Genomic DNA, 24,084 nt, shown 5'->3' on the forward strand with positions numbered 1-24,084 from the left:
TTCGCGATCATTGTAGTCCGCTATTCGCCGCCGTGCAGGATCGGCCTGATGCGTTTGAGGTTCGCGGCGACCTCCCGCTCGTACCCGCGGTCGTTCGGATGGTAGTATTCGCGCCCGCGCAGTTCCTCGGGCATGTACTCCTGCGGGGCGACCGCGCCCGGCCAGTCGTGCGCGTATTTGTAGCCCTCGTGGTTGCCCCACTCCTTCATGAGCTTGGTGGGCGCGTTCCTCAGGTACAGCGGCACGGCGCCGATGCGTCCCGCGTCGACGTCGGCGAGCGCCGCGTTGATCGCGTTGTAGCTGGCGTTCGACTTGGGGGCGGTGGCCACGGCGATTGTCGCCTCGGCGAGGATGATGCGTGCCTCGGGCATGCCGACCAACGCCACGGCCTGCGCGGCGGCGACGGTGACCTGGAGGATCTGCGGGGCGGCCATGCCGACCTCCTCGGCGGCGGCGATCATGATGCGTCGGGCGATGAACCGCGGGTCCTCGCCGGCCCGGATCATGCGCGCGAGGTAGTGGATTGCGGCGTCCGGGTCGGACCCTCGCATCGATTTGATGAACGCGGAGATCACGTCGTAGTGGTCGTCGCCGTCCTTGTCGTAGCGCACGGTGGCGGTGTCCATCACGCTCGAGACGATCTCGGGGGTGATGGTCGGGCGGCGCCTGCCCTTCTCGCGTGTCTTGTCGCCGGTGACGGCGCCGGCGGCCGCCTCGAGGATGGTCAGGGACTTGCGCGCGTCGCCGCCGGCCATGCGCACGATTTCGGCGATGGCCTCGTCGCTGGCCTTGACCTCGCCTTTGAGTCCGTGCTCGGAGTCGAGGGCGCGTCGGACCAGTTCGGTGAGCTGTTCGGGTTCGAGCGATTCGAGTTTGACGACGACGGATCGGCTCAGCAGCGGTTTGATCACGGAGAAGCTGGGGTTCTCGGTGGTGGCGCCGATGAACGTGACGTCCCGGTTCTCGACGGCCGGCAGGAGCGCGTCCTGCTGGGATTTGGAGAAGCGGTGCACCTCGTCGATGAACAGGACGGTCTCCTGTCCGCGTGCGACGAGCCGTTCGTGCGCGCGCTCGAGCACGGCACGCACGTCCTTGACGCCGCTGGTCACGGCGGACAGCTCTTCGAACACGCGTCCTGACTGGCGGGCGACGATCGTGGCGAGCGTGGTCTTGCCGACGCCGGGAGGGCCGAACAGGATGATCGAGCTCGGCGCGGTCAGGCTCCCACGGCTGGCCGGGTTGGCGAGGCGGCGCAGGGGCGAGCCCTCCCCCAGCACGTGGGACTGCCCGATCACCTCGTCGAGCGTGCGCGGGCGCATGCGCACCGCGAGCGGGCGCGTCACGTCGTCGGGCGCGTCGGATGCGGCGAACAGGTCGTTATCGGTCATGCCTCCACACTACCTCACGATTCGAACAGACGTTCTATGCACCCCGCGCTCACTCGCCGTCGATCGTGCCGACGCGGTAGTCGACGAAGACCACCTCACCGCTCTCCTGCGTCGAGTCAAGGTCGACGACGCCGGTGATGGCCCAGTCGTGGTCGCCGTCGGAGTCGTCGATGATCTGGCGCACCTTCCACGTGTGTTCGTCCTTCTCGTGGCGTTCGTCGAGGATGAACAGTTCGCCGGAGCGGGCCTTGGCGTCGGTGTTGACGTACTCGTGCTCGTCGTAGTAGTCGTCGAGCGCGTCCTCCCATTCGTGCACGCCGTAGCCCCAGTCCTTGTCGAGCGCGCCCAGCGTGTCCGGATCGTCCAGGTCCATGAGCGTGACGCGACGGAACAGGGCGTTGCGCACGAGCACGGTCAGGCCCCGACGGTCCTCGACGACGGCGTCCTTCACGCCGGGTGCGGCGAGCGAGACGGCCGCCTCGGAGGCGTCGGCCGAGTCGCCGGCGTTCTCCCACTCATCGACGAGGCTCGAGTCGATCGAGCGCACGAGCACGCGCAGCCAGGCGATAATGTCCTTGAGCTGCTCGTCGCGCTTCTCCGGCGGCACGGTGCGGGCGAGCGCACGGTATGCGTCGGACAGGTAGCGCAGGAGCGTGCCCTCGGAGCGGGCGATGTTGTAACGGGCGATGTACCCGGTGAAGTCGGAGGCGGTCTCGACCATGTCGCGCACCACCGACTTGGGACTCAGCCAGTAGTCGTTGGCCCACGGCACGTCGTGGCGGTACTGGTCGAACGCTGCTTGGAGCATGTCCTCCAAGGGCTTGGGGTAGGTGATCTCCTGCAGACGGTCCATGCGCTCGTCGTAGTCGAGGCCGTCGGCCTTCATGTCGGCCATGGCCTTGTCGCGTGCGGCACGCTCTTGGGCGCGCAGCACCTGCTTGGGGTCGTCGAGCGTGGCCTCCACCATCGAGATCACGTCGAGCGCGTACGTGTCGGACTCGGGGTCAAGCAGTTCCAGCGCGGCGAGCAGGAACGGGCTGAGCGGCTGGTCGAGCACGAAGTCGTCGGGCATGTCGAGGGTCATCACGTAGTCGTCACTGCCGTCGCGGGTCTTGAGGATCTCGATCACGTCGGTGTCGAACAGGGTCTGGAAGATCTCGTCGGCGCGCTGGTGCAGCTGCTCCTTCTGCTCGGGGGTCTGCGCCGAGTCGTCGATGAGGTCGTCGATGCGCTCGCGCGCGTCGCCGCCCTGCGCGACCTCGTTGAGCACCATCGAATGGGTGATCTTCAAGTGCGGGATGAGCGTTTCGGGCTCCATGTCGATGAGCTTGTCGAACGTGTTCTGGTTCCATGTGACGAAGCCCTCGGGTGCCTTCTTGCGCTTGACCTTCTTGAGCTTCTTCGGGTCTCCCCCGGCCTTGGCGACGGCCTTCTGGTTCTCGATCTCGTATTCGGGGGCCTCCGCGACGACCAAACCCTCGGTGTCGAATCCCATGCGCCCGGCGCGCCCTGCGATCTGATGGAACTCGCGGGCCTTGAGGCGGCGCATCTTGGTACCGTCGAACTTGGTCAGGGCCGTCAGGACCACCGAGTGGATCGGCACGTTGATGCCGACGCCGAGCGTGTCGGTGCCACAGATCACGGGCAACAGACCCTGCTGGGCGAGCTGTTCGACGAGTCTGCGGTAGCGCGGCAGCATGCCGGCGTGGTGGATGCCGACGCCGGTGCGTAGCAGACGCTGGAGGATCTTGCCGAACGCGGTGGTGAACTTGACGCCCTTGATGGCCTCGGCGATGGCGGCGCGCTGCTCCTTCGAGGAGACGCCGGTGGAGGCGAGCGCCTGAGCGGTGTCGAGGGCCGCGTCCTGCGAGAAATGGACGACGTAGATCGGAGTCTCGCCGTTCCTGAACGCGAGTTCGACGGTTTTCTCCAACGGGTCGAGCGTGTACTCGTAGCTCAGCGGCACCGGGCGGGGCGCGTCGGCGATCACGTCCACGTCGGGTGTGTCGTTCAGGTCCTCGAGTTTGTCGGCGATGGCGTCGACGTTGCCGAGCGTGGCGCTCATGAGGAGGAACTGGGTCTGCGGCAGGGTGAGCAGCGGCACCTGCCACGCCCAGCCGCGCTCCGGGTCGCCGTAGTAGTGGAACTCGTCCATCGCGACGAGCCCGACGTCGGCGTGCTCGCCCTCGCGCAGCGCCTGGTTGGCGAGGATCTCCGCTGTGCAGCAGATGATCGGCGCGTCGGCGTTGATGTGGCTGTCGCCGGTGATCATGCCGACGTTGTCGCGGCCGAACACCTCGACGAGGTCGAAGAACTTCTCGGAGACGAGCGCCTTGATGGGGGCCGTGTAGTAGGAGCGCCGGCCGGTGCACAAGGCGGCGAAGTGCATGCCGAGGGCGACCAGCGACTTGCCGGAGCCCGTGGGCGTGTTGAGGATCACGTGGTCGCCTGCAAGGAGGTCCATGATGGCCTCCTCCTGATGCGGCCACGGCTCGATGCCCTTGACGTCCGACACCCAGCCGAAGAATCGTTCGTAGATGTCGTCGTCGGTCAGGTTGCGTTCCCGTTCGGTGCCATCCCACGCGGGGGCGAGCCGCCCCAGCGACCCGTATGCGTTGTCCTTCTCGTCAGTCATGTCTCACTAGCTTAGTCGACGACCCGTTCCGGGGCGCGACGCCCGCGATCACCCGAGCAGCAGCGGTGCCGCCCCGAGACGGCTGCGATGCCATCCCAGCACGGCGCACAGACCCAGAAGGGCGCACACCGCCAACCGTATCAGCACGTGATCGCCGAGATCCATCGGCAGCAGGGAGAATCCGAGCCACCGCGGCTGCCATGGCAGCGTGAACAGCGCGCATCCGGCCGCGCACATCGCGATCACGCATCCCACGCGCCCGAACAGGGCGACCGCGATCATCGCCATGGTCGTCACGGTCAGCGAGAACACGATGTTGAGCACCACCACCGGAAACGCGATCCAGATGTCGCGTCCGATCAGCCACGCGGTCGGAGCGAGCGCGGCGTAGCACAGCATGACCATCGCGCTCAGGGCGCAGTAGCCTCCCAGATCCCTGCCCGACACCGCATCGACGATCGGCATCCGGGACATCAGGCACCGGCACATCAGGATGCCGCACAACGACAGCATCACGGTGTCGACGCCGATCCTCGGCATCGGCCCGAACCCCGCGTAGGGAACGGCCGGCATGTCAAACGCGGGTATGACGCCGCATACGACGCCGATCACCCCGACCGCAAAGGCCGTCTTCGGATAGCGTGCGGACAGCCACATGCGCGGATCGCCTTCACCCTCACCGTTCATAGGACTCCATCTCCTCGAGCATGTCGGCCGTCCACTCGCAGGCGCGAATCTGCTTGTCATGACGCCGATACCACGCCACGAAATCCACATCCACCGAATCCCCGCCTATCTTCCTCCTCATCAGCTCATAGAGCCGATGCCGGGCGGCGGATTTGCCGATGTCGACGCCGGCCGAGCATTGGGGGCCGCCTCCCGACAGGTCGCCCGCCACATCCGCGACGAGCTGCGAGCGAAACTCCCGTTCGGAGAGGGTGATACCGATGCTTGCATTGTTCAGACGCCAACGGTTCCTGTCGACCGGCTGCGGCATGCCGGGTATGGTTCGCGAATACGCCCCCAGAAGCCCCGGACCGATCAGCATATGACGTTCGCCAGGGTCGAACAGGCGATACGCGTTGTAGTCGACGTCCATCATGACAGGAAGCTGCCGACGGTAATACCATTCGACGCATATCGTGATGTCGCCGCGGGTCTCGCATACCGCGGACGAACGGGGATCGGGGGCGACGATGTTCGGCTGCATCGCGATCACCAACGCCACCATCGCCGCGGGAGGCACGAGCCAGCAGGCGGTTCCCAATCGTTCCGGCAGCCGGAAGGCGGACAGCACGCCGATCGCGATCATGACCATGCAGATCGTCACCACCGCGAAGAACACCATCCTGGCCCAGGTGATGACGGGAGCCGTGACATCCCCAACCCGAGGGAAATCCAATCCCCAACGGGCAGAGAGGGCCAGATACGAACGACCCGTCGAGTTCACACTGAGCGCCATGGGAGCGGTGGAGACGACCGTGATGACGACCAGCGCCACGGACAACGACAGATACGACGCCAGCCGGCTCGTCAGCACTCCGACAAGAAACGCGATGACCGGCCACATGCCGACGCCAAGCAGTATGGACGCCAATGCAAGGACATCACAACGGTCCGTGCCTTGGGCCTTCGCCGTCACGACGATCAACGGCACGAATCCCACCGCATATGAAACAACGCAGCCCAGCCATGACAAGGCGCACACGCGGCATACCCGACGCGCAACGCCACGGCCCGCCGAGGGAGGCGAAAGCACCGAATTCACGCCGAACGCCCGGGCCTGCATGGCGGCGTATGCGCCCGCCACGAGCGACCCCGCCAACTGGGATTCACGCATCCTTATCTCCACGTCGTTCCAGACGGCGGGAGGCCATGACAGCCACCATTTGGATTGCAGCAGCGACAGCAGCATGATGAGCAGGCACATGGCCGCATACCCCATGCCGCCCAACGGGAAGGGGAACACGATACGTCCGGCGAGACGACGGAATGACGATGACGATGCTGGCGTTGCCGATGGTGTTGCCGACGCAGATGCCATCATGCGCTCCCGACAGGGTCCGAACCACGCGCACCCGTATGTTCCGAACGGTCGAGAACCGCCGCATAGGCCAGTTCCCAGACCGATCCCAGACCGTCGCGCTCCCCGCCGAACGATCGGAACCGTTCGAGACTCCCATGGAACGCGACGCTCCCCCGATCGAGCACCAGCACATCGGAGGCGAGCGTCTGGATCTCGTCGACGATATGCGTGCTCATGACCACGATCACATCGCCCTGCGCCGCATAATCCTTGAGAAAGCGACGAATGTCCATACGCTGACGGGGGTCGATGCCCACGGTCGGCTCATCGAGGATCAGCACGTGCGGCCGGTGGGCCACCGCGCAGGCGAGGCCGAGCCTCTGGCGCATGCCGCCGGAGAGTTTGCGCACCTGCATGCCGGCCACATGCGACAGCCCGACCAGAGACAGCGCGTCGTACGCCGCCGCATTGCAGTCCGGAACCGCGACGCCGTGCGCCCACGCGCTGTACTCCACGTTGCGCAATGCGCTGGACCATTCCATGCATTCGAACTGTTGTGGCAGGAAGCCCATGTCAAGTCGCAGGCGATTGAGATCGGATTGCCGCCGCGGGTCGAGTCCGCCGACGCTGAAGGATCCCCGACTCGGAGCACACTGCGTGGCGAGCAGTCGCAGCAGCGTGCTCTTGCCGGCCCCGTTGGGTCCGAGGACCGCGGTCACACCGGTGCCGATGCGCATCGTCACGTCGCGCAGCGCCCACACAGCCCCGTGCCTGACCGACAACGACTCGCAGTCGATCCCAACCGCCTCGTTCATACCGCCCCATGATAATCAGCGATATGGCCAGCCCATCTTCGCCGTCGGACCGCAGCCCGCGGATGACAATGCGAGCCATCGCATATCATCAATCGTCGGCCACCAGTCGACGCCTCACCTCGGCCTTGTCGACGTCCGGCGCAAGCGGAGGTCAGGTCATGTTCATGTTCTTGAGGGTGGTGCACAACAGCTCGGAGACGACGGCGCGCGAATACAAGCGATTATCGTCGTTGCCTAGTATCCTGCGTCGTAAATTCGTTGTTGAATTGACTGACTCTCAGACCCGCTTCACGGGCCGGCTCGTCCTGCAATTACGGACGCGCTACGCGTGCGTCATGCCGGCTCGCCTGTCGGTTTACATGTCGCCTGCAAACAGTTCCGCTGTTTGCTTCGCAGCAACGTCCTGACAAGAGGAGCCGGGAATGGGATCAACGATTTTCCGGCGCGAGATACTGGACATTCGGCCGCGCCACCACAGACCGACTCAATTGCGCCGCCCGGCCGCGCCATTTCAGCCATGTCGTCCGGACGCGTCCTTGGCCATGCCCGCCCCTATCCGTGCCATTCAACGCAATTTTCACCGGTTTTGGCGTTGAGTGGCACGACGATGCGTCATTGCCGCCTCACCGCCTTGTTGGCATGTTGTCAAAAGGGCCATTTTCCAACGATTCCGCAATAGCCAATATCGCAAGGACTGTCCATGCCGCCGATGTGTCTGCCACTCAGCGCGGAAAATCGCCGAAATCGTGTTGAGTGGCACGATTTTCTGCCACCCGACGAACATCAACCGATTGACCTGCGCTGAGTGGCAGACTCCTCACGTATCTGTCCCCGATCCGCCCCGATCGCCGTATCGGATCCTATGGGATCGGACGTTTTCGCCGCTTCCCCCGCCCCCATAACGTCGGATCCTACGGGATCGGACGCGATGAGGCGAGAAATGGGGGCTCTCGTGGTGGATCCTAGGGGATCGGACGCGATGGGGTCGGACTGGACGCTCACTGATTCGATGGACGTCACAGCGACGCCCATCGGACACGACAAGGGGGCGTGATGACCCTACTACGATTCTTTGCACGCACCTAGATCTTGAATTTCGTGCACGAAATAGGTAGACTTATGTGCACGAAAAGGGTGCGGGCCTTGGAACGCGCCGGCTCGTACGACATCATAATCCTGGGCCGAGTCACCGCACGGCACCCCCAGTCCAGCGTCGATGCACTGCGTTCGACATGGGCCCACGCTTGGAAGTACATGACGAGGCTGGGCACCGATCCGATGGAAACCATGGCCATCGACTACGATCCGAAAGTACGTCTGGTCGAGATGATCGCATTCGATGCCGGCAACGGCAGCATGATCATGTACCACGCGAACAACGCGCAGAAGAAGTTCCTTCGGGAACTGGGTCTGAGTGAACGCGACATCCGCAGGCTCATCGGAGGAGATGACATTATGGATCCGATCACCACGGCAGACGGCACGGTCGTCACGGAAAAGATGCTCGACCAGTGGCCCGCTGATGTCGAGCACGGTGTCTATCACGGCTCCCCCGGGAAGGTTGTCACCCGTCGACGTTTCGGCAGGCCGCGCACCTATGCCGAACCTATGGATACCGTGACATTGCGCGTTACCGCCGACACGCTCCATGAGGCCGAGCAGCTGGCAAACCACGACAACGTGAGTCGCGCCACGATGCTGCGCGAACTGCTGGACCTCGGGCTCAAGGAGAAACGTCGTCGCATGACTGCATGACGACAGCCTGATCACCACAGTCGGTTGACGTGCATAATGGCTCCCATTGTCGCCGTCAGACCGCAACATCGCCGACGACAGCGGGAACCATCCATATCATCAATCGTCGGCCGCCAGTCGACGTCGGGCCTCGGCCTTGTCGATGTCCGGCGCGAGCGGAGGCCAGGTCATGTTCATGTTCTTGAGGGTGGTGCGCAACAGCTCGGAGACGACGGCGCGCGAATACCAGCGGTTGTCGGCGGGGACCAGATACCACGGCGCGGCGGATGTGCTCGTCCGCTCGAACACCTCCTGCCATGCAGCCATGTAGTCGTTCCAGCGGTCACGGGCGTCCAGATCGGATGCATCGAACTTCCAGTATTTGGTCGGGTCGTTGAGCCGCCCGAGGAAGTGGCGGCGCTGCTCCTCGCGGCCGACGACGAGGAAGATCTTGATGACCGCGCACCCGTCAGCGACGAGACTGCGCTCGAACTCGTTGACGAGGTCATAGCGGGCACGCCACACGTCCTCGGGGAGAGTGCCGTACACGTGCGGCATGACGATATCCTCGTAGTGGGATCGGTCGAACACGGCGATCCACCCCGGGTCAGGCAGTTCGCGTTCGACCCTCCACAGGAACCCGTGGCTCGTCTCCTCATCGGTCGGCTTGCCGAAGCCATGGTAGTGGATGCCCATCGGATCGCCCTGACGGAAGACGTGGCGTACGATCCCGCCCTTGCCGGAGGCGTCCATACCCTGCAGCACGATGAGCAGCCGCCGGTTGGAGCCTTTGACTCCGTTGGCGTAGAGCAGCCGCTGGTATCGGGCGATCTCCGAGGAACTCAGTGAGATGAACCGTTCGGCGTCGTACTTGTCGCCGTCGAAACCGGGCGTCGCGCCGGATTGCGCGTCGGCCACCTCGGCGAGATCGACTCCGTGGTGAAACATGAGCCGTTGCGCCGGCGGCATCGACCATACGGCGCTCAGCAGTTCGCTTGATTTCGCCGCGTTGGCGAGCCGTTCGGCGACGGTCGCGCTCTCCTCGATCAGTCCGATGCGCTCCTCGGCGAGATCCATCGCCCGGTCGATGCGCCGTTTGGCGGTCCTGTCCACTTTGACTTTGTCATCCTTGCCCATGAGCCGATTCTACGCCCCGGGAACCGTCTTGCGCACGAGCACACACGTCGGGCGACGACCTTCGCATCGTCTCTTCATGGCACCATGCATGACCAATGTGATCATCAGGTACATACACGACCCACAGTGATACGATTGATCGTGAACGAAAATGATCACGCGTGACATTATGCGAGGATGAGATGATCACTGTCGGCATCGTGGATAACGACCCGTATGCGGTGTCCGTGCTCTCGAAACTGCTCAGGGAGTCCGGCATGGACGTCCAATGGGGAACCACCTCCGCCTCGGCGGCCCTTCGCCGTTGCCTGTTCGAATCGGCAACACCGCAGGTGCTTGTTTCCGACGTGCAGATGGACGACATGAACGGCATGGAGCTATGCCGCCAGATCCGTCAGCGCAAAACCACGCCGGGCATCATCATGATCACCGCGTATCCGCCGAAACGTTATCTCGAACAGGCAGTCAGAGCCGGTGCACAGGGGCTCTATCTCAAAACGGATGTGGCCGGCATCCGTACAGGGGTCCGAGCGGCGGCAACGGGAGACACCGCACAATCCGATTCTGGCTTCTTGAACTGCGTCGAGGCACGCAACGCCCTCCTGCGAAACGTCTCATCGAAAAGCGAGCTTTCCGAACGCGAACGTACGGTGATCGCCATGTACGCCGACGGCTTCACCACCGACGACATCATGCGAAAGCTGTCCGTAAGCAAGGGCACCGTAGCCACCTACGAGAGACGCGCCTGCGCCAAACTGGGCGCCGCAACCCGCGCACAGGCCGTCGCAAAATACGTCCGCCTACTGACGACGGGAATGACATGCTGAAAGATCTACTTCAACAATACAAGCAATTCATTCAATTGCTAACAGACCATTGGATGACGATCTGCGCATTGACAGCCGCAGGACTCGGAATAATAGAAATAACATTCTATGCCATAGGCGGATTGGCCGACTTTCCGATGATCATATGGTCTATCGCACAGATTAGCGCGACACTCGTAATGGCAAAATGGCACAAAAACGGCGCTTGGATAGTCGGCATTATTATGGCCGCAGGTACTTTATCCCCGCAACCAGTTTTGAATTCAGGATTGCTCTCAACCCTATGCGCTTTAGTCATACTATCCAACCTACATCTCATTCAAGCTATTGTACTAGCTAGCATCAACACAACCTCCTTGGCTATCTTTATCTATAATAATAGTATTTTGCCTTGGTCGACATTATTTAATTTCCTTACATTATATCTTTCAGCCATACTGCTAGGAAGAATGGTGCTTTGGCATAACAAGACGTTAGCCAATCGACTACAACAGGAAAAAGAAATAGAACAGCGAATGATTGCAGCAACAATCCATAACGAAATTGCTAATGGAATTAGTGTAGCTATACTTCAACTAGAAACTGACAACTATTCAACCAAAGAAATAAGCAAAGAATTAAAAACAGTATTGTCTAAAATTCATAACGTAATCCATGTGTTAGAGCAACCAAGAGACCCAAGCAACATCATTCAAGGCATTTACACTAAAGACGAACGACAGGAAATCAAACAATTATGCATTCAACAAGATACGCTACTTCACTCCTTAGGACTCAGAGGTAGAACAGTTATTCAGCTAGATGAAGATTCTATAAATAGCAACACCAAACATCTATTAACACAAATTCTATATGAAGCGTACACCAACATCGGAAAGTACGCCGATCGCAGCAAAGGTTACATTATCTCAATGTCCACCCAAGCAGGTCAAATATATATCACTGAGACAAATGTCATTCAAGATCACGCTAAAGATCTATCGGGACACTTTGGACTACAACAATTACAATCTCAAATAACCAAATCCGGAGGCTTACTGCAATACGGGCCAGTAGACAGCATCTCAAGAGAATGGCAGCTACTAGCAATCATTCCTGAGTAACAACAATAATTTATATATACGATGAACTCTATTTAGCAATTCTCCTTTCATTGAAGACGAGTCTTTTGATAACTATTGCTACAACGATCCACGCGTAATATACTGCGAGCGCAATGTTGAGATACCACGTGGTAGCTAATTCAGCCGAGTTCGCAACGATTGACGTCAACAAGACACATCCGCAGATCACCGTGATGCCATCGACGACCCGTTTCCCCGTCGTTCTTGTCCTACGAGTCAATTTCCGCCTCATCGGCGAGGAAATGTCATCGATCGCATCACGGATGGGATGCGGACGAATCACACTCGACAATCCGATCACCACTGCCCCGATTAGCATCATGACAGTGGACCGCATTTCGCCGCCGGTCAACCGATTCATCCATTCCGAGGCGAAAACGGTGGACCAGAATATGCCATTGCCAACGAGCGCGAGTATCGTCTTGATCGCTAGTCGCATCTTCACATGACGAATCGGAGCATCAAGCACTGCGTCATCGACAAGATCGACCTTCCGTCTCACCACGGGAATCGATTGGCCATCAGGTTGTTGATCCCCGTTGATAATCCTCTGATCAACCATCGGATGTCCTTTCCTTGAAGTTGGAAGCCTCATCACTTCCGATACTTCTGATGGTACAGATCACGTACAGGATCACCGAATGCGCTGTCCTCCTCAGAAAGACAGCGCGATTGACCAGACACGGACCTCCGCGATGATTATCATCGCCCCTCGCGCCGGCCGCGCAGGTTCATCGCATATCCGGCGATGAGCGCGGCGACGGTGCCGATCGCGACGGCGATCAGGGCACGGCGACGCACGTCGACGATCGCGAGACCCGGACCGGAGGGCTTGAGCGCGTTCTCGCCGGCGGCCGCGTCGGAGGCGGGGTGCCCTCCCCTATCGGCGTACTGCGCGTTGACGACACTGGGCCCATTGATCGGACCCGACGCCTTGTCGGCGGACTCGGCGGTCTCGACCTTGACGACGTCGCCGTTCTCGTCGAGCGTGACGCGGGCGCACAGGGCCTTGGCCCAGTTGATGCGCTGCCAGCCGTCGCTCGACTTCCACAGAGGGTATCCCGAGTCGAGCGCCGTGGCCTTCAGAATCGCGTTCCTCTGGTCGGCGTGGAGTTGCGGGTATGCGAGTCGCAGCACGTCGGCGGCACCGCGCGGAGCGGTGAACGCCTTGCCGGCCTCGCTCTTGTCCTGCGGGAAGCCGTAGGTCATGCGCGCCGTGTAGACGCGTACGGCGGATGCCTGGTCCCTGACCGGTTCGGTGGCCACGGTGTCGAGGAAGTCGTTCGTGTAGCCGCCGCTCGAAGCAGCCTTGAGGTTCGTGATGCATTCGCCCAGCGTGGAGCCGTGCCCATCCGCCTTGCAGCGTTCGGTAAGGTACCCGCGCAGCTGGTTCGCAGCGGGCACGACGGCGTCGGAGAAGTCGTTGTGCCAGTACTGGCCGTTCTGCGCCGATCCGCCGATGCGCCCGCCCATGATGTCGAGCGGGTAGTGGACGCCGAGCACGATGCGGTTGTTGCCCGCCTCGGAGGTGCGCGCCATGATCTGCGGCGCGAGCTCTGGAATCATGCCGGCGAGCGCCACGCCCCACGAGTAGGCGGAGGTGGTGTGCCCGGACGGGTAGGAGCTGTTCTTCTGCAGGTTCGAGTATCCGGGGATGTGTTCGAGCCAGGAGGGTGATTCCTTGATATCGAGGGTCGCGGGGAGCCCTGCGAGGTCGTTGGTGCCGTCGTAGGTGCTCACGGAGCGGTCGAGGTAGGGTCTGGGGTGCATGGCGGCGCGTTTCGACTGGTAGGTGGAGGCAACGTTGAACTTGAACAGGTTGACGACCAGCCCCAGCTTGTGCTGGTTGATGCCTTCGCTCATGTAGCGGCCAAGGACCGGACCGAGAGAATCGGGCATGGTTTCCCGCGGGTAGAGGTCGGAGTCGATGAGGGCGCGTTTGCGCTGCGGGGTGAGCCCGTTCTCGTCGGCGTTCTCTGCGCCGAGATGGTTGATCTCGACGGCGAGGTCCTCGTCGCGTTTCATCGTGGCGACGTCGAGCACCTTGCCGCCGTTGGCTTTGTCCTTCGGTGCCTGCCAGTAGTCCTTCTCGTAGTCCGCGAGGAGCGCAACCCAGTCGGGGTTGGGCAGCTGGTCGGCCTGTGCGGCGGGCAGTGGCGCGGCGAGGGCGGCGAGCGTGAGTGGCGCAATCGTCAGAATGACGCACAGCGCGGCGATCACGCGGGAGGATACGGCAACGGCGGATAGGCTGGGGAACTTCACGTTCCCTAACCTATCCGCCGTTTCGCTACGTAGCGCGGAGTCCGACCGAACTCTGGGTGAACTCTTCGTGCCGGGTTAGCGCCATCCGAGCCTCACTCAGGCGACTCCGCTCAGATCTTCGGCCGGCCACCCAGATCGGGGTGACCCTTGCCGATGTCGTTGTGCGGCTTGAATACGGCGCGGTCGTGCTTCTCGCCGTGGCCGTACTGGTCATGCTGCTCGTGACCGCGACCATCGTGCTCGGCCTTGGCGTCCCTGGCGGCCTTGGCCTTGCGCGCCTGCTCCTCGCGGAACGGCACGCCGGTCTCCGGGTCCACCTGGCTTTCGGGATGCGTCTCGTCGTAGCCCTGCTCGTAGCGGGTGCGGCGCCAGTTGCGGATCGAGGCGTTGGTGCCGCGGTGATGCACGTGGTACTTGCGCGGCGCGCCGCCGAGCGGCAGCTCCTCGACCTCCTTGGCCACGGCGATCTGGTTGACGTTGGACGGGTCCATGATCGCGATCGGGGCGACCGGTTCCGGTTCGGCGGGGGCGGCGGTCCTCTCCTGCATGCGCTCGGGCAGCCATTCGGCGAGGCGAGAGAGCAGCCAGCAGGCGATGAAGTAGATCACCGCGGCCATGACCAACGTCTGCAGGATGTTGAAGTACATCGAGCCGAGTCGACGCGACTCCTGCAGCAGGTCAGTGTACATGATGATCGAGCCCAGGGCGGTGTCCTTCAAAACGACGACCAGCTGGGTGACGGCGGCGGGCAGCATCGCGTAGACGGCCTGCGGCACCTCGATCGACAGGAGCGACTGCGTTTCGGTCAGGCCCAGCGCAAGGGACGCCTCACGCTGGCCGTTCGGCAGGTTGCCGACGCCGGAACGCACCAGCTCGGCCACGACCGAACCGTTGTACAGGATCAGCGCGATCACAACCGCCCAGTAGGAGGGGCTCTGCATACCGGCGAACGCGAACCATCGCCAGAAGAAGATCATGAGCAGCAGCACCGGCACGGCACGGCAGAACTCGACGATCACGCCGGAGACGCCGCGCAGCACCACGTTCGGCAGGAGTCGCCCCACACCGAAGACGAGGCCGAAGAGCACGGCGCCGATCACGGCGACGACGGTGGCCTGCAGGGTCATCAGCAGGCCCGGCAGGTAGAAGTCGGTCCACGCCTCCTGGTCGACGGCCGGCTTCCACAGCTCCCAGCTCAGCTGGTTCTCGCCGTCCGGCGGGTTGTGCAGTCGCATGAGGATCAGGACGATGACGATCGCGAAGATGACGCCCGCCACCCAGTTGAGGATGCGGATGCGACGGCGGCCCTTGGGACCGGGCGCGTCGAAGAGGACGGAATTCGAAGTATCGGCCATGTCGGTCACCTCCTGACCGCGAGCTTGTTGGACAGGTACGTGGTGAGCATGCCGATCGGGATGATCAGGATCACGTAGCCGAACGCGAAGATCAGGAAGATCTGGATGATGACGTCCGGACGGAACTCGATCATCTGGCTCATCAGCGACGACGTCTCGGTGGAGACGGACGCGGCGGCGGCTACGGTCGAGTTCTTGAGCAGCGCGATCAGCGTGTTGCCGAGCGGCGCGACCGAACCGCGGAACGCCTGCGGCAGGATGATCTCGGTGGCCGACTGCATGAAGTCGAGGCCCAGCGCGCGCGCCGCCTCGGCCTGGCCGAGCGGCACCGTGTTGATGCCGCTTCGCAGCGACTCGCACACGAACGCCGCCGTGTACAGGCTCAGGCCGGTGACGGCCAGCCAGAAGAAGTTCGTGGCGAACGTGTCGGAGAACGTGAGCTTCAGCTGCGCGTAGGCGCCGAGCACCATGAACACCATGATGATCGTCAGTGGCAGGTTCTTGAACAGCTCCACGTACGCGCCGGCCACGGCGCGCAGGGAGGAGATCGGCGAGATGCGCATCATCACGAGGATGACGCCCAGAATGGTCGAGAACAGGGCCGACCACAGGGTCAGCTCGATGTTGACGAGGAACGCGCCGAGCACGTCATACTGGCTGAACAGTTCGATGAATCCGTTCATCGTCTACTCCTCCTCCCCTTCGTTCGGCGTCGGCGGGTTGTAGCGCACGTCGGGCGTGTACGAGGTGCCCTTGGTGTTGTCGGCGACGGCTCGCTTCCACGAGCCGTCCTGGATCATGTCGACGATCGCGTTGTTGATCTGCGTGGCGAACTTGGTATCGCCCTTCTTGATGCCGACGCCGTAGTACTCCTGCGTGAACGGCTTGCCCACGACCCTGAGCTTCCCGCGCGAGGCGGAGGCGAGACCGGCGAGGATGATGTCGTCGGTGGTCACCGCGTCGACGATGCCGGAGAACAGGGCGGTCGCGCATTCGGCGTATCCGGGCTGCTCCATGAGCTGCACCTCGGAGGCGAACTTCTCCTTGACGGTGGCGGCGGAGGTCGAACCGGTCACCGAGCACAGGCGCTTGCCGTTCAGGTCCTCCGGACCGTTGATCGAATGGTCATCCTTGCGCACCAGCAGGTCCTGTCCGGCCACGAAGTACGGGCCGGCGAAGGAGACCGCCTTCTTGCGCTCGTCGGTGATCGAGTACGTGGCGAGGATCATGTCGACGTCGCCGTTCTGGAGCATGGCCTCGCGTTGCTTGGACGGAGCCTCCTTCCAGACGATCTCGTCCTCGGAGTAGCCGAGCTTCTTGGCGATGTACTTGGCCACGTCCACGTCGAAGCCGACGTACGTGCCGGACTTCTTGAAGCCCAGGCCCGGCTGGTCGAACTTGATGCCGATGCGGATCTTGCCCTCCTCGCTCTCGCCGCACGCGGCCAGGGACAGCGTGCAGGCGAGCGCGGCGACGGCGGCGATCACGCGACGCGCCGTCCGTTTCATATGCGTGTTGAATGTGAATGTCATGTCGTGTCTGCCCTCCCCTATCGATCAGTGGGTGAGGATCTTCGACAGGAAGTCCTTGGCGCGTTCGGTCTTCGGATGGTCGAAGAACTCGTCGGGGGTGTTCTCCTCGAGGATCTGGCCGTTGGCCATGAACACGATGCGATCTGCGGCCTTGCGGGCGAAGCCCATCTCGTGGGTCACGCAGATCATCGTCATGCCCTCGTGGGCGAGTTCGACCATGACGTCGAGCACCTCGTTGACCATTTCCGGGTCGAGCGCGGAGGTCGGCTCGTCGAAGAGCATGACCTTCGGACGCATGGCGAGTGCGCGGGCGATGGCGACGCGCTGCTGCTGGCCGCCGGAGAGCTGGGACGGCATCTTGTTCGCCTGACTGTCGACGCCGACGCGCGCCAGCAGGTCCATGGCGAGCTTCTCGGCCTCCTTCCTGTCCATGTGACGGACCTTGATGGGGGCGAGGGTGACGTTGTCGAGGATCGTCTTGTTGGCGAACAGGTTGAACGACTGGAACACCATGCCGACCTCGGCGCGCAGGTTCGCGAGCTCGCGACCCTCCTGCGGCAACGCCTTGCCATCGATGCGGATGTCGCCCGAATCGATGGTCTCGAGGCGGTTGATGGTGCGGCACATGGTGGACTTGCCGGAGCCGGACGGGCCGACGACGACGAGCACCTCGCCCTTGTTGACCGTGAGGTTGATGTCCTTGAGGACGTGCAGGTCGCCGAAGTGCTTTTCGACGTGGGTCAGTTCGACGAGTGGTCGGCCGGTATCGTTGCCCGGCACCAGCGGCGCCACGGGGCGCGTTTCTTCTTCTTGCTTTTCTGCCATAGTCGGGCAGTATAACCATGCTGTGTTACCTGCGTAACATCCGCCATCCCCCATGCGTTCACTATGTGAGACCATCGGCGGACGTCGATCGGGGTGATATGCGAGTGTGATCGCTCACATCCCTTTACTTGCCTGAGACCTCGGCCACGCCGCTCATCTCATCATGCGGCACGCGGCTTGCCGAGCGTCGGCACGAACGTGACGCCGGGGAGGTCAGCGAAGATCGACCCGTCGACCACGAGCTTCGACGGTCGGATGCCGGAACCCAGATACAGCTTCGGAATCGACAGGATGTGCTGGTCGACGAGCAGCGGCCATCCCTCTGGCAAGCCGATCGGCGACATGCCGCCCGACTCCATGCCGGTGGCCTCCACGGCCGCGTCGATCGGCGCGAAGCTCACCTTCGACACCTCGAGCGTGTGCTTGACCACGCCGTTGAGGTCGGCGCGCGTGTCGGCCGTGACGAACGCGGCGGCGAACTGCGGCGGCGCCTTGCGGGTCTTGTGCGTGTGGACGACCACCACGTTGCCGGTGATGTTGAACGGGATATCGTACTTCGGGCACCACAGGTCGGTGTCCGACTCCTCGTCCGAATTGATCGTCACCCCGAGGATCTTGCTCTCGGGCACGCCCGACGCGACCAGCTCGTTCAACTTGTCGAACACCGGCTTGGCGAGCAATGACCCGTCATGCCAGTCCAGAATCTCCAACGCCATATTTCCCCCTCCATACGCTCATGATGTTGCGCCCAAGCATAACGACGGGCCGCCTTGGCACACCGACTTTCCTATAGGGATTGCCTATAGCCGGTTCCCGAGTCGACTCCCCTCCATCCACAACCCGCCCACCATCCATCACCTATCACCCACTCGTCACTCGCCTATCATCCATACGCAACTCACCATCGCCAGTCCGCAACTCACCAATCACCCATCGCCACCCATCCACCCACCCATCGCGCGAACTGGAACCCCATCGCGCGGTGACTTGCCCATGAAGCGGTGAGGTGATTTCAGGAAACGGCGGAATACAGCCGTTTTCCATCACCGCTCCATGGGCAGGTCACTACTCGATGAGCAAGTCACCGCGTCATGGCCCTCGTAAGGGCTCGATGGGAAGCATCGGACTCGCGTTCCTCGGCGATCCACGCCGAGACCTGAACATATCCACCCGGATACGTGTCGACGACGGTCACGTTGTGCGAGACGACATGCCGGCGCGAGAAGACGACGCATCGCCCGCAGGTGCGATCGATGAGCGTCGCGTCGTGCGAGACGACGATGCCGTTGTCGTCGAGCACCGCGCTCCAGCCGGTCGGGAACGATACGTTGACACTGTCGAACAACGGTTCCGGCGCGTTCGGATAGGTGAAGGCGATGCCGTTGAGGGTGAGAATCGATGGTTGTTGCATGAGTCGCGCGGCATTCGGTTGTCTTCCGTCTCCACGATCCACATCGGGAGAGGCTTATGCACATCATCGATTCGGTCATTCGACACGTCCGTCTCGGACAACTATCCTCTCCCACATGAACGGTTACAACGCGGTGCCGCAGAACGGCGAGGTACGCGACTACGTGCGCAATGGACTCGACGCGCAGGCGACGGCAAAGCTCTCGCAATGCTGGGAGCTCATGTCCCGTTTCCGTACCGACAGGAAGGTCTGGTTCTCATTGCATACCGCGCTCGAGCTGTGCAGGATCGAAAGGCCGCAACGCAGCACGCTGCCGAACAGCAGCTTCTACGTCACCGTGAGAAAAGGCAAACAGCGATCGACCTTCGCCGATGTATCGTTCCACATATGGGATCAGCCGTTCAGGGTGCATACGTTCCCCAATGGAGTGTCCTGCATGCATCCCATCGACGTATGGATACAGTTCGCACAATATCTGAACGTCGACGAGCTGATCGTCCTGCTCGAGGCGATCAGCAGACGATGCAGATATCCGATCGACGCCTTCACCAACCGATTACCGGCGTTTCGCAGAATCGTGGGACGCAAACGGTGTGAGGCGGCGCTTCACATCGCCCAATCGTCGGATTCGGTTCAGGAGACTCGCGCACGACTCGCCCTGCTTCGATTTGGCCTGTCCGCGCCGACCATCCTGCACGTCATCGTCGATCCGGTCAACAACGCACGATATACGGTCGATATGGCGTATCCGCAAGGCAAGGTCGCCATCGAATACGACGGCGACCATCATCGCCGGTTTCGGGCCCAGTACGTGCGGGACCAGCAGAAGCGCCGGCGTCTGCGTCAGATGGGATGGACCGTCATCGAAGTGTTCGCCGATGATCTGCTGACCGAAACAGTTCAGCGTGATTTCGCGCAGCAGGTCGCCGACGCATTGAAAACGCCCCTGCCGGGAAGACCTCAACTCGCATATCGGGCACTTACCGACCCGAAACTCGCCATACACGCGCGCAAGGGCGAGTATGCAAGAGCGACCCGGGCGCGGGGAAACGCACGCGGGAGGTGATGGCACGGCGTGTCGTGCATCCGTCGCCCGACGATCACATAGCGTGATGGCCCCGACCGGCGACCAAGACCAGTTACACTTACCGAGACACTCCCCCATCGCGCGATCTCGTTCCCCATGAAGCAGTGACTTTCCCATGAAGCGGTGAGGCGTTTTTGAGAAACGGCGGAATAAAGCCGTTTTTCATCACCGCTTCATGGACAGGTCACTACTTCATGGGCAAGTCACCGCGTCATGGGCACTCCAAGGACTCGATGGGGATGTGAGTAAAAGGGTTTAGGGATGGGGGGTGACAGTGTGACAGGAGGTAATGGAAAGTAACGGGAGATGAAGGGAGATAACAGGAGTAACGAAGTAACGAAGTACGGGAGGAGATGGTAACTGTGCAGGGTAACGGGGTAACGAGGTAACAGGAGGAGATGGTGACTGTGCAAAGTGACGGGAAGTAGCAGGAGGTAACGAAGGCAACGAAAGCAACAGAAGGTAACGAGGGTAACAGGAGGTGCGAAGGAGGCATACGAGGAGGCATACGAGGAGGCATACGAGGAGGCATACGAGGAGGCATACGAGGAGGCATACGAGGAGGCATACGAGGAGGCATACGAGGAGGCATACGAAAAAGGTGAGGCCATGCACTATGCATGACCTCACCTTTCATTCCCTAATGGCGAAACGGATCAGTCCTGATCCTCGTCCGGGTCGTAGTCGACGCCGGTCTCGGCACGCTGCTCGGCCGAGATCGGGGCCGGGGCGCCGGTCAGCGGGTCACGGCCGCCACCGGCCTTCGGGAAGGCGATGACGTCGCGGATCGAGTCGGCGCCGGCGAGGATCGACACGGTGCGATCCCAGCCGAGGGCGATGCCCGCGTGCGGCGGGGCGCCGTACTTGAAGGCGTCGAGCAGGAAGCCGAACTTCTCCTGAGCCTCCTCGGAGCCAATGCCGAGGACGTTCAGGACGCGATCCTGGATGTCGTCGCGGTGGATACGCACGGAGCCGCCGCCCATCTCCTCGCCGTTGCAGACGATGTCGTAGGAGTCGGACATGGCGTGCTCGGGATCCTTGTCGAACTTGTCGATCCAGTCCTTGCTCGGCATGGTGAACGGGTGGTGCATGGAGGTCCACTTGGAGTGGCCGACCGCCACGTCGTCGTCATCCGGATCGTCGGTGGGCTTGAACAGCGGGAAGTCGACGACCCACGTGAAGGCGAACTTCTTCGGATCGAGCAGGCCCTCACGGCGGGCGAGCTCGACTCGCACGGCGCCCAGCAGCAGCTGGGAGGACTCGCGGGAGCCGGCGGCGAAGAACACGGCGTCGCCGTTCTCGGCGCCGACGGCCTCCTTGAGGCCGTTGCGCTCCTCCTCGGACAGGTTCTTGGCGACGGGTCCCTTGAGCTCGCCGTCATCGGCGAAGGACACGTACGCAAGACCCTTGGCGCCGCGCTGCTTGGCCCACTCCTGCCATGCGTCGAACTGGCGACGCGGCGTGGAGGCGCCGCCCTTGAACAGGACCGCGCCCACGTACGGGGCCTGGAACACGCGGAACGGCGTGCCCTTGAAGTAGTCGGTGAGCTCGACGAGCGGGTTGCCGAAGCGCAGATCCGGCTTGTCGGAGCCGTACTTGTCCATCGCGTCCTGCCAGGTGATGCGCGGCAGCGGCAGCGTGACCTCGTAGCCTGCGGACTTCCAGATGGCGGCGATGACCTTCTCGGCCATGGCCATGACGTCCTCCTGATCGACGAACGCCATCTCCATGTCGAGCTGGGTGAACTCGGGCTGGCGGTCGGCGCGGAAGTCCTCGTCGCGGTAGCAGCGGGCCAGCTGGTAGTAGCGCTCGACGCCGGAGACCATGAGCAGCTGCTTCAGGAGCTGCGGGGACTGCGGCAGCGCGTACCAGGAGCCGGGCACGAGACGGGCCGGCACGACGAAGTCGCGCGCGCCCTCCGGGGTGGACTTGATGAAGGTCGGGGTCTCGACCTCGGTGAAGTCCATCTCCTCGAGCGCGTGGCGGGCGGCCTTGGTCATGTCGGAGCGCAGCTTGAGGTTGTACTGCATGGACGGGCGGCGCAGGTCGAGGTAGCGGTACTTGAGACGCACGTCCTCGCCGGGCAGCTTGTTCTCGGACTCGTTCTCGAGGGCGGTGGACACCTGGAACGGCAGCGCGTCGGCCTTGGCGAGGATCTCGATGTTCTCGGCCACGACCTCGATCTTGCCGGTGGCCAGATGGGTGTTCTCGTTGCCGTCCGGGCGCAGGCGGACCTCGCCGGTGACGCGGATGACGAACTCGCTACGCAGCGGGCGGGCCACCTCCTCGTCGTAGATGACGACCTGCACGAGACCGGTGGAATCGCGAAGATCGATGAAGGCGACGCCGCCGTGGTCGCGACGACGGTCGACCCAACCGGCAAGGGTGACCTTCTGACCGACCAGGGCCTCGGTGACCTCGGTCGCATGGTGTGTTCTGTAAGCCGTCTGGCTCATGCTTCCTCTTTCAGTGATTCAGTTTTCAGTGATCACAATGTTGGTTTTTCCGCCGCGCGCAGGGCACGGAGACATGAAAAATCAGCCAATGACAACGGTTTGCCGGGCATTAACAGTATCCGGCTCCCACGACGTGGCGTCGGCCGTGGCCTGATCGCCGGTGACGATGTTCTTGACCTCGTCTCCCGCGCCCTCCTGACCGGGGAACCACACGTAGGGGATGCCGAGCTTGTCGGCGTACTTGATCTGCTTGCCGAGCTTGGCCGCGGTGGGCGCCACGTCGGCGGCGATGCCGCGCGAACGCAGCTCTGCCGCGATCCGGTTGGACGCGGCGCGATCGGCCTCGTCCCACACGGCCACGAGCACGCTGGCCGGGGAGACGCGGCTGGCGTGCGCGCCCGCGGTGTGCAGCATGTAGCTGACGAGTCGGCTCAGGCCGATGGACAGGCCGACGCCCGGGTACTTGCGGCTGCCCTGCGAGGCGAGGTTGTCGTAGCGTCCGCCGGAGCAGATCGAGCCGAGGGAGGCGGCGCCGTCGAGGAACGTCTCGTAGACGGAGCCGGTGTAGTAGTCGAGTCCGCGCGCGATCTTCAGATCGGCGATCACGGAGCCGGGGCGGATGGCCGCGGCCTCGTCGACGATCATCGCGAGCGTGGCGAGGCCCTCGCGGGCCAGCGCGTACGCCTCGGAGTCGGTGGCGATGCCGTGCGACGCGCACAGGGCGTCGAACCGGGAGGAGAGCTCGGCGCCGTCGGCGGCGGTCAGCTCGGCCAGTTCGAGGCAGGCACGGGCCTGCGACTCGTCCGCGCCGCAGTTCTCGACGAGCAGACGGGACACCTCGTCGGCGCCGATCTTGTCGAGCTTGTCGATCTCGCGCAGCACGCCCTCGATGTCGGTCAGGCCCAGTCCGCGGTAGAAGCCCTCGGACAGCTTGCGGTTGTTCGCGTGCACGGTGGCCTTGGGCAGGCCGAACGCGCGCAGGCGCTCGAGCGCGGAGACCATGACCAGCGGCAGCTCGACCTCGTAGTGGTCGGGCAGCTCGCCGGCGCCGATCACGTCGATGTCGGCCTGGACGAACTCGCGGAAGCGGCCCTCCTGCGGGCGCTCGCCACGCCAGACCTTCTGGATCTGCCACCGCTTGAACGGGAACGCCAGCTGGCCGGAGTGCTCGACCACGTACCGGCTCAGCGGCACGGTCAGATCGAAGTGCAGGCCGAGCCGCTCCTCGATCGGAGTGTCGGATTCATGCCCGACCTCCTGCAGACGGGACAGCAGGTAGATCTCCTTGCTGGTCTCGCCCTTCTTCAGCAGCGATGCCCCGGTTTCCACGGCACGAGTCTCGATGCCGAGGAAGCCGTTGAGCTCGAAAACTTCACGGAGCGTGTCGATGACACGCTGCTCCACAACGCGTTCAGAGGGGAGCCACTCTGGAAATCCTGATATTGATGCGCCTTTAGCCACGAAATCAAT

The 24,084-nt window shown here is 62.7% G+C and carries 20 protein-coding genes; 4 read left to right on the top strand and 16 right to left on the bottom strand.

Features of this window, described 5'->3' with window-relative positions; all coding sequences use genetic code 11:
- Positions 1–20: 20 nt before the first annotated feature.
- From BCAL_RS03880 to BCAL_RS03900, 5 genes are all read right to left on the bottom strand, one after another.
- Complete coding sequence (locus BCAL_RS03880; RefSeq protein ID WP_043165333.1) at positions 21–1,388, bottom strand: replication-associated recombination protein A; 1,368 nt, start codon at positions 1,386–1,388, stop codon at positions 21–23.
- Positions 1,389–1,437: 49 nt separating this feature from the next.
- Entirely contained in the window at positions 1,438–4,023 is a 2,586-nt protein-coding gene (locus BCAL_RS03885) for a DEAD/DEAH box helicase (RefSeq protein ID WP_043165335.1), read from the bottom strand.
- Between the two features lie 48 nt (positions 4,024–4,071).
- A complete protein-coding gene (locus BCAL_RS03890) occupies positions 4,072–4,710 on the bottom strand; it encodes a hypothetical protein (protein WP_043165337.1) in 639 nt (212 codons plus the stop codon).
- Positions 4,700–5,977: a hypothetical protein gene (locus tag BCAL_RS03895; protein ID WP_152600328.1), complete on the bottom strand. Its 1,278-nt coding sequence runs from the start codon at positions 5,975–5,977 to the stop codon at positions 4,700–4,702. The genes BCAL_RS03890 and BCAL_RS03895 overlap by 11 nt, the downstream gene beginning before the upstream one ends.
- Positions 5,978–6,066: 89 nt before the next feature.
- A complete protein-coding gene (locus BCAL_RS03900; RefSeq protein ID WP_043165340.1) occupies positions 6,067–6,864 on the bottom strand; it encodes an ABC transporter ATP-binding protein in 798 nt (265 codons plus the stop codon).
- Between the two features lie 1,287 nt (positions 6,865–8,151).
- Here BCAL_RS03900 and BCAL_RS12160 point away from each other — a divergent pair.
- Positions 8,152–8,619, top strand: a complete 468-nt coding sequence (locus BCAL_RS12160) for a hypothetical protein (RefSeq protein WP_150394379.1) — start codon at positions 8,152–8,154, stop codon at positions 8,617–8,619.
- A 99-nt stretch (positions 8,620–8,718) separates the two neighbouring features.
- On the opposite strand, the gene BCAL_RS03915 is transcribed toward BCAL_RS12160, so the two are convergent.
- The gene (locus BCAL_RS03915) at positions 8,719–9,735 is read right to left on the bottom strand and encodes a PPK2 family polyphosphate kinase (RefSeq protein WP_043165345.1); all 1,017 of its coding nucleotides are present in this window, start codon (positions 9,733–9,735) and stop codon (positions 8,719–8,721) included.
- A 182-nt stretch (positions 9,736–9,917) separates the two neighbouring features.
- On the opposite strand from BCAL_RS03915, the gene BCAL_RS03920 reads away from it, so the two are divergent.
- Together BCAL_RS03920 and BCAL_RS13100 are read left to right on the top strand one after the other, a co-directional pair.
- Positions 9,918–10,562, top strand: a complete 645-nt coding sequence (locus tag BCAL_RS03920; protein WP_043165347.1) for a response regulator transcription factor — start codon at positions 9,918–9,920, stop codon at positions 10,560–10,562.
- Positions 10,556–11,665: a sensor histidine kinase gene (locus tag BCAL_RS13100; RefSeq protein WP_152600329.1), complete on the top strand. Its 1,110-nt coding sequence runs from the start codon at positions 10,556–10,558 to the stop codon at positions 11,663–11,665. Before BCAL_RS03920 ends, BCAL_RS13100 begins: the two co-directional genes overlap by 7 nt.
- A 28-nt stretch (positions 11,666–11,693) precedes the next feature.
- Here BCAL_RS13100 and BCAL_RS03925 read toward each other — a convergent pair whose 3' ends face one another.
- The 8 genes from BCAL_RS03925 to BCAL_RS03960 form a co-directional block, all read right to left on the bottom strand.
- Positions 11,694–12,248 carry a hypothetical protein gene (locus BCAL_RS03925; protein ID WP_043165349.1) on the bottom strand — a complete coding sequence of 185 codons (555 nt, stop codon included), beginning with the start codon at positions 12,246–12,248 and terminating at the stop codon, positions 11,694–11,696.
- Positions 12,249–12,388: 140 nt separating this feature from the next.
- The gene (locus BCAL_RS03930; protein WP_052119085.1) at positions 12,389–13,948 is read right to left on the bottom strand and encodes an acid phosphatase; all 1,560 of its coding nucleotides are present in this window, start codon (positions 13,946–13,948) and stop codon (positions 12,389–12,391) included.
- 110 nt (positions 13,949–14,058) lie between these two features.
- A complete protein-coding gene (locus BCAL_RS03935; RefSeq protein ID WP_081887242.1) occupies positions 14,059–15,303 on the bottom strand; it encodes an amino acid ABC transporter permease in 1,245 nt (414 codons plus the stop codon).
- Positions 15,304–15,308: 5 nt separating this feature from the next.
- Positions 15,309–15,986: an amino acid ABC transporter permease gene (locus tag BCAL_RS03940; RefSeq protein ID WP_043165351.1), complete on the bottom strand. Its 678-nt coding sequence runs from the start codon at positions 15,984–15,986 to the stop codon at positions 15,309–15,311.
- Between the two features lie 3 nt (positions 15,987–15,989).
- Positions 15,990–16,835: a glutamate ABC transporter substrate-binding protein gene (locus tag BCAL_RS03945; RefSeq protein WP_043165352.1), complete on the bottom strand. Its 846-nt coding sequence runs from the start codon at positions 16,833–16,835 to the stop codon at positions 15,990–15,992.
- Between the two features lie 24 nt (positions 16,836–16,859).
- A complete protein-coding gene (locus BCAL_RS03950) occupies positions 16,860–17,660 on the bottom strand; it encodes an amino acid ABC transporter ATP-binding protein (RefSeq protein ID WP_043165354.1) in 801 nt (266 codons plus the stop codon).
- Positions 17,661–17,821: 161 nt separating this feature from the next.
- Positions 17,822–18,376, bottom strand: coding sequence for a YbaK/EbsC family protein (locus tag BCAL_RS03955; RefSeq protein WP_043165356.1), 555 nt, complete (start codon positions 18,374–18,376; stop codon positions 17,822–17,824).
- A 365-nt stretch (positions 18,377–18,741) separates the two neighbouring features.
- Positions 18,742–19,071, bottom strand: coding sequence for a hypothetical protein (locus tag BCAL_RS03960; RefSeq protein WP_043165358.1), 330 nt, complete (start codon positions 19,069–19,071; stop codon positions 18,742–18,744).
- A 115-nt stretch (positions 19,072–19,186) separates the two neighbouring features.
- Between BCAL_RS03960 and BCAL_RS03965 the strand changes: the two genes are divergently transcribed.
- Positions 19,187–20,137 carry a DUF559 domain-containing protein gene (locus BCAL_RS03965; RefSeq protein ID WP_043165360.1) on the top strand — a complete coding sequence of 317 codons (951 nt, stop codon included), beginning with the start codon at positions 19,187–19,189 and terminating at the stop codon, positions 20,135–20,137.
- A 677-nt stretch (positions 20,138–20,814) separates the two neighbouring features.
- On the opposite strand, the gene aspS is transcribed toward BCAL_RS03965, so the two are convergent.
- Together aspS and hisS are read right to left on the bottom strand one after the other, a co-directional pair.
- A complete protein-coding gene (aspS, locus tag BCAL_RS03970) occupies positions 20,815–22,614 on the bottom strand; it encodes an aspartate--tRNA ligase (protein ID WP_043165364.1) in 1,800 nt (599 codons plus the stop codon).
- A gap of 81 nt (positions 22,615–22,695) precedes the next feature.
- A complete protein-coding gene (hisS, locus tag BCAL_RS03975; RefSeq protein ID WP_238549612.1) occupies positions 22,696–24,018 on the bottom strand; it encodes a histidine--tRNA ligase in 1,323 nt (440 codons plus the stop codon).
- Positions 24,019–24,084: the final 66 nt, after the last annotated feature.

It is taken from the genome of Bifidobacterium callitrichos DSM 23973 (assembly GCF_000741175.1).
Taxonomy (GTDB): Bacteria; Actinomycetota; Actinomycetes; order Actinomycetales; family Bifidobacteriaceae; genus Bifidobacterium; species Bifidobacterium callitrichos.

Bases quoted from the DNA above. Each gene is read 5' to 3' on its own strand.
- aspS (WP_043165364.1), bottom strand. From the start codon at position 22,614: ATGAGCCAGACGGCTTACAGAACACACCATGCGACCGAGGTCACCGAG.
- BCAL_RS03960 (WP_043165358.1), bottom strand. From the start codon at position 19,071: ATGCAACAACCATCGATTCTCACCCTCAACGGCATCGCCTTCACCTAT.
- BCAL_RS03925 (WP_043165349.1), bottom strand. From the start codon at position 12,248: ATGGTTGATCAGAGGATTATCAACGGGGATCAACAACCTGATGGCCAA.
- BCAL_RS03950 (WP_043165354.1), bottom strand. From the start codon at position 17,660: ATGGCAGAAAAGCAAGAAGAAGAAACGCGCCCCGTGGCGCCGCTGGTG.
- BCAL_RS03915 (WP_043165345.1), bottom strand. From the start codon at position 9,735: ATGGGCAAGGATGACAAAGTCAAAGTGGACAGGACCGCCAAACGGCGC.
- BCAL_RS03955 (WP_043165356.1), bottom strand. From the start codon at position 18,376: ATGGCGTTGGAGATTCTGGACTGGCATGACGGGTCATTGCTCGCCAAG.
- BCAL_RS03935 (WP_081887242.1), bottom strand. From the start codon at position 15,303: ATGGCCGATACTTCGAATTCCGTCCTCTTCGACGCGCCCGGTCCCAAG.
- BCAL_RS03965 (WP_043165360.1), top strand. From the start codon at position 19,187: ATGAACGGTTACAACGCGGTGCCGCAGAACGGCGAGGTACGCGACTAC.
- BCAL_RS03945 (WP_043165352.1), bottom strand. From the start codon at position 16,835: ATGACATTCACATTCAACACGCATATGAAACGGACGGCGCGTCGCGTG.
- BCAL_RS12160 (WP_150394379.1), top strand. From the start codon at position 8,152: ATGGCCATCGACTACGATCCGAAAGTACGTCTGGTCGAGATGATCGCA.
- BCAL_RS03940 (WP_043165351.1), bottom strand. From the start codon at position 15,986: ATGAACGGATTCATCGAACTGTTCAGCCAGTATGACGTGCTCGGCGCG.
- BCAL_RS03885 (WP_043165335.1), bottom strand. From the start codon at position 4,023: ATGACTGACGAGAAGGACAACGCATACGGGTCGCTGGGGCGGCTCGCC.
- BCAL_RS13100 (WP_152600329.1), top strand. From the start codon at position 10,556: ATGCTGAAAGATCTACTTCAACAATACAAGCAATTCATTCAATTGCTA.
- BCAL_RS03890 (WP_043165337.1), bottom strand. From the start codon at position 4,710: ATGAACGGTGAGGGTGAAGGCGATCCGCGCATGTGGCTGTCCGCACGC.
- BCAL_RS03900 (WP_043165340.1), bottom strand. From the start codon at position 6,864: ATGAACGAGGCGGTTGGGATCGACTGCGAGTCGTTGTCGGTCAGGCAC.
- BCAL_RS03920 (WP_043165347.1), top strand. From the start codon at position 9,918: ATGATCACTGTCGGCATCGTGGATAACGACCCGTATGCGGTGTCCGTG.
- BCAL_RS03880 (WP_043165333.1), bottom strand. From the start codon at position 1,388: ATGACCGATAACGACCTGTTCGCCGCATCCGACGCGCCCGACGACGTG.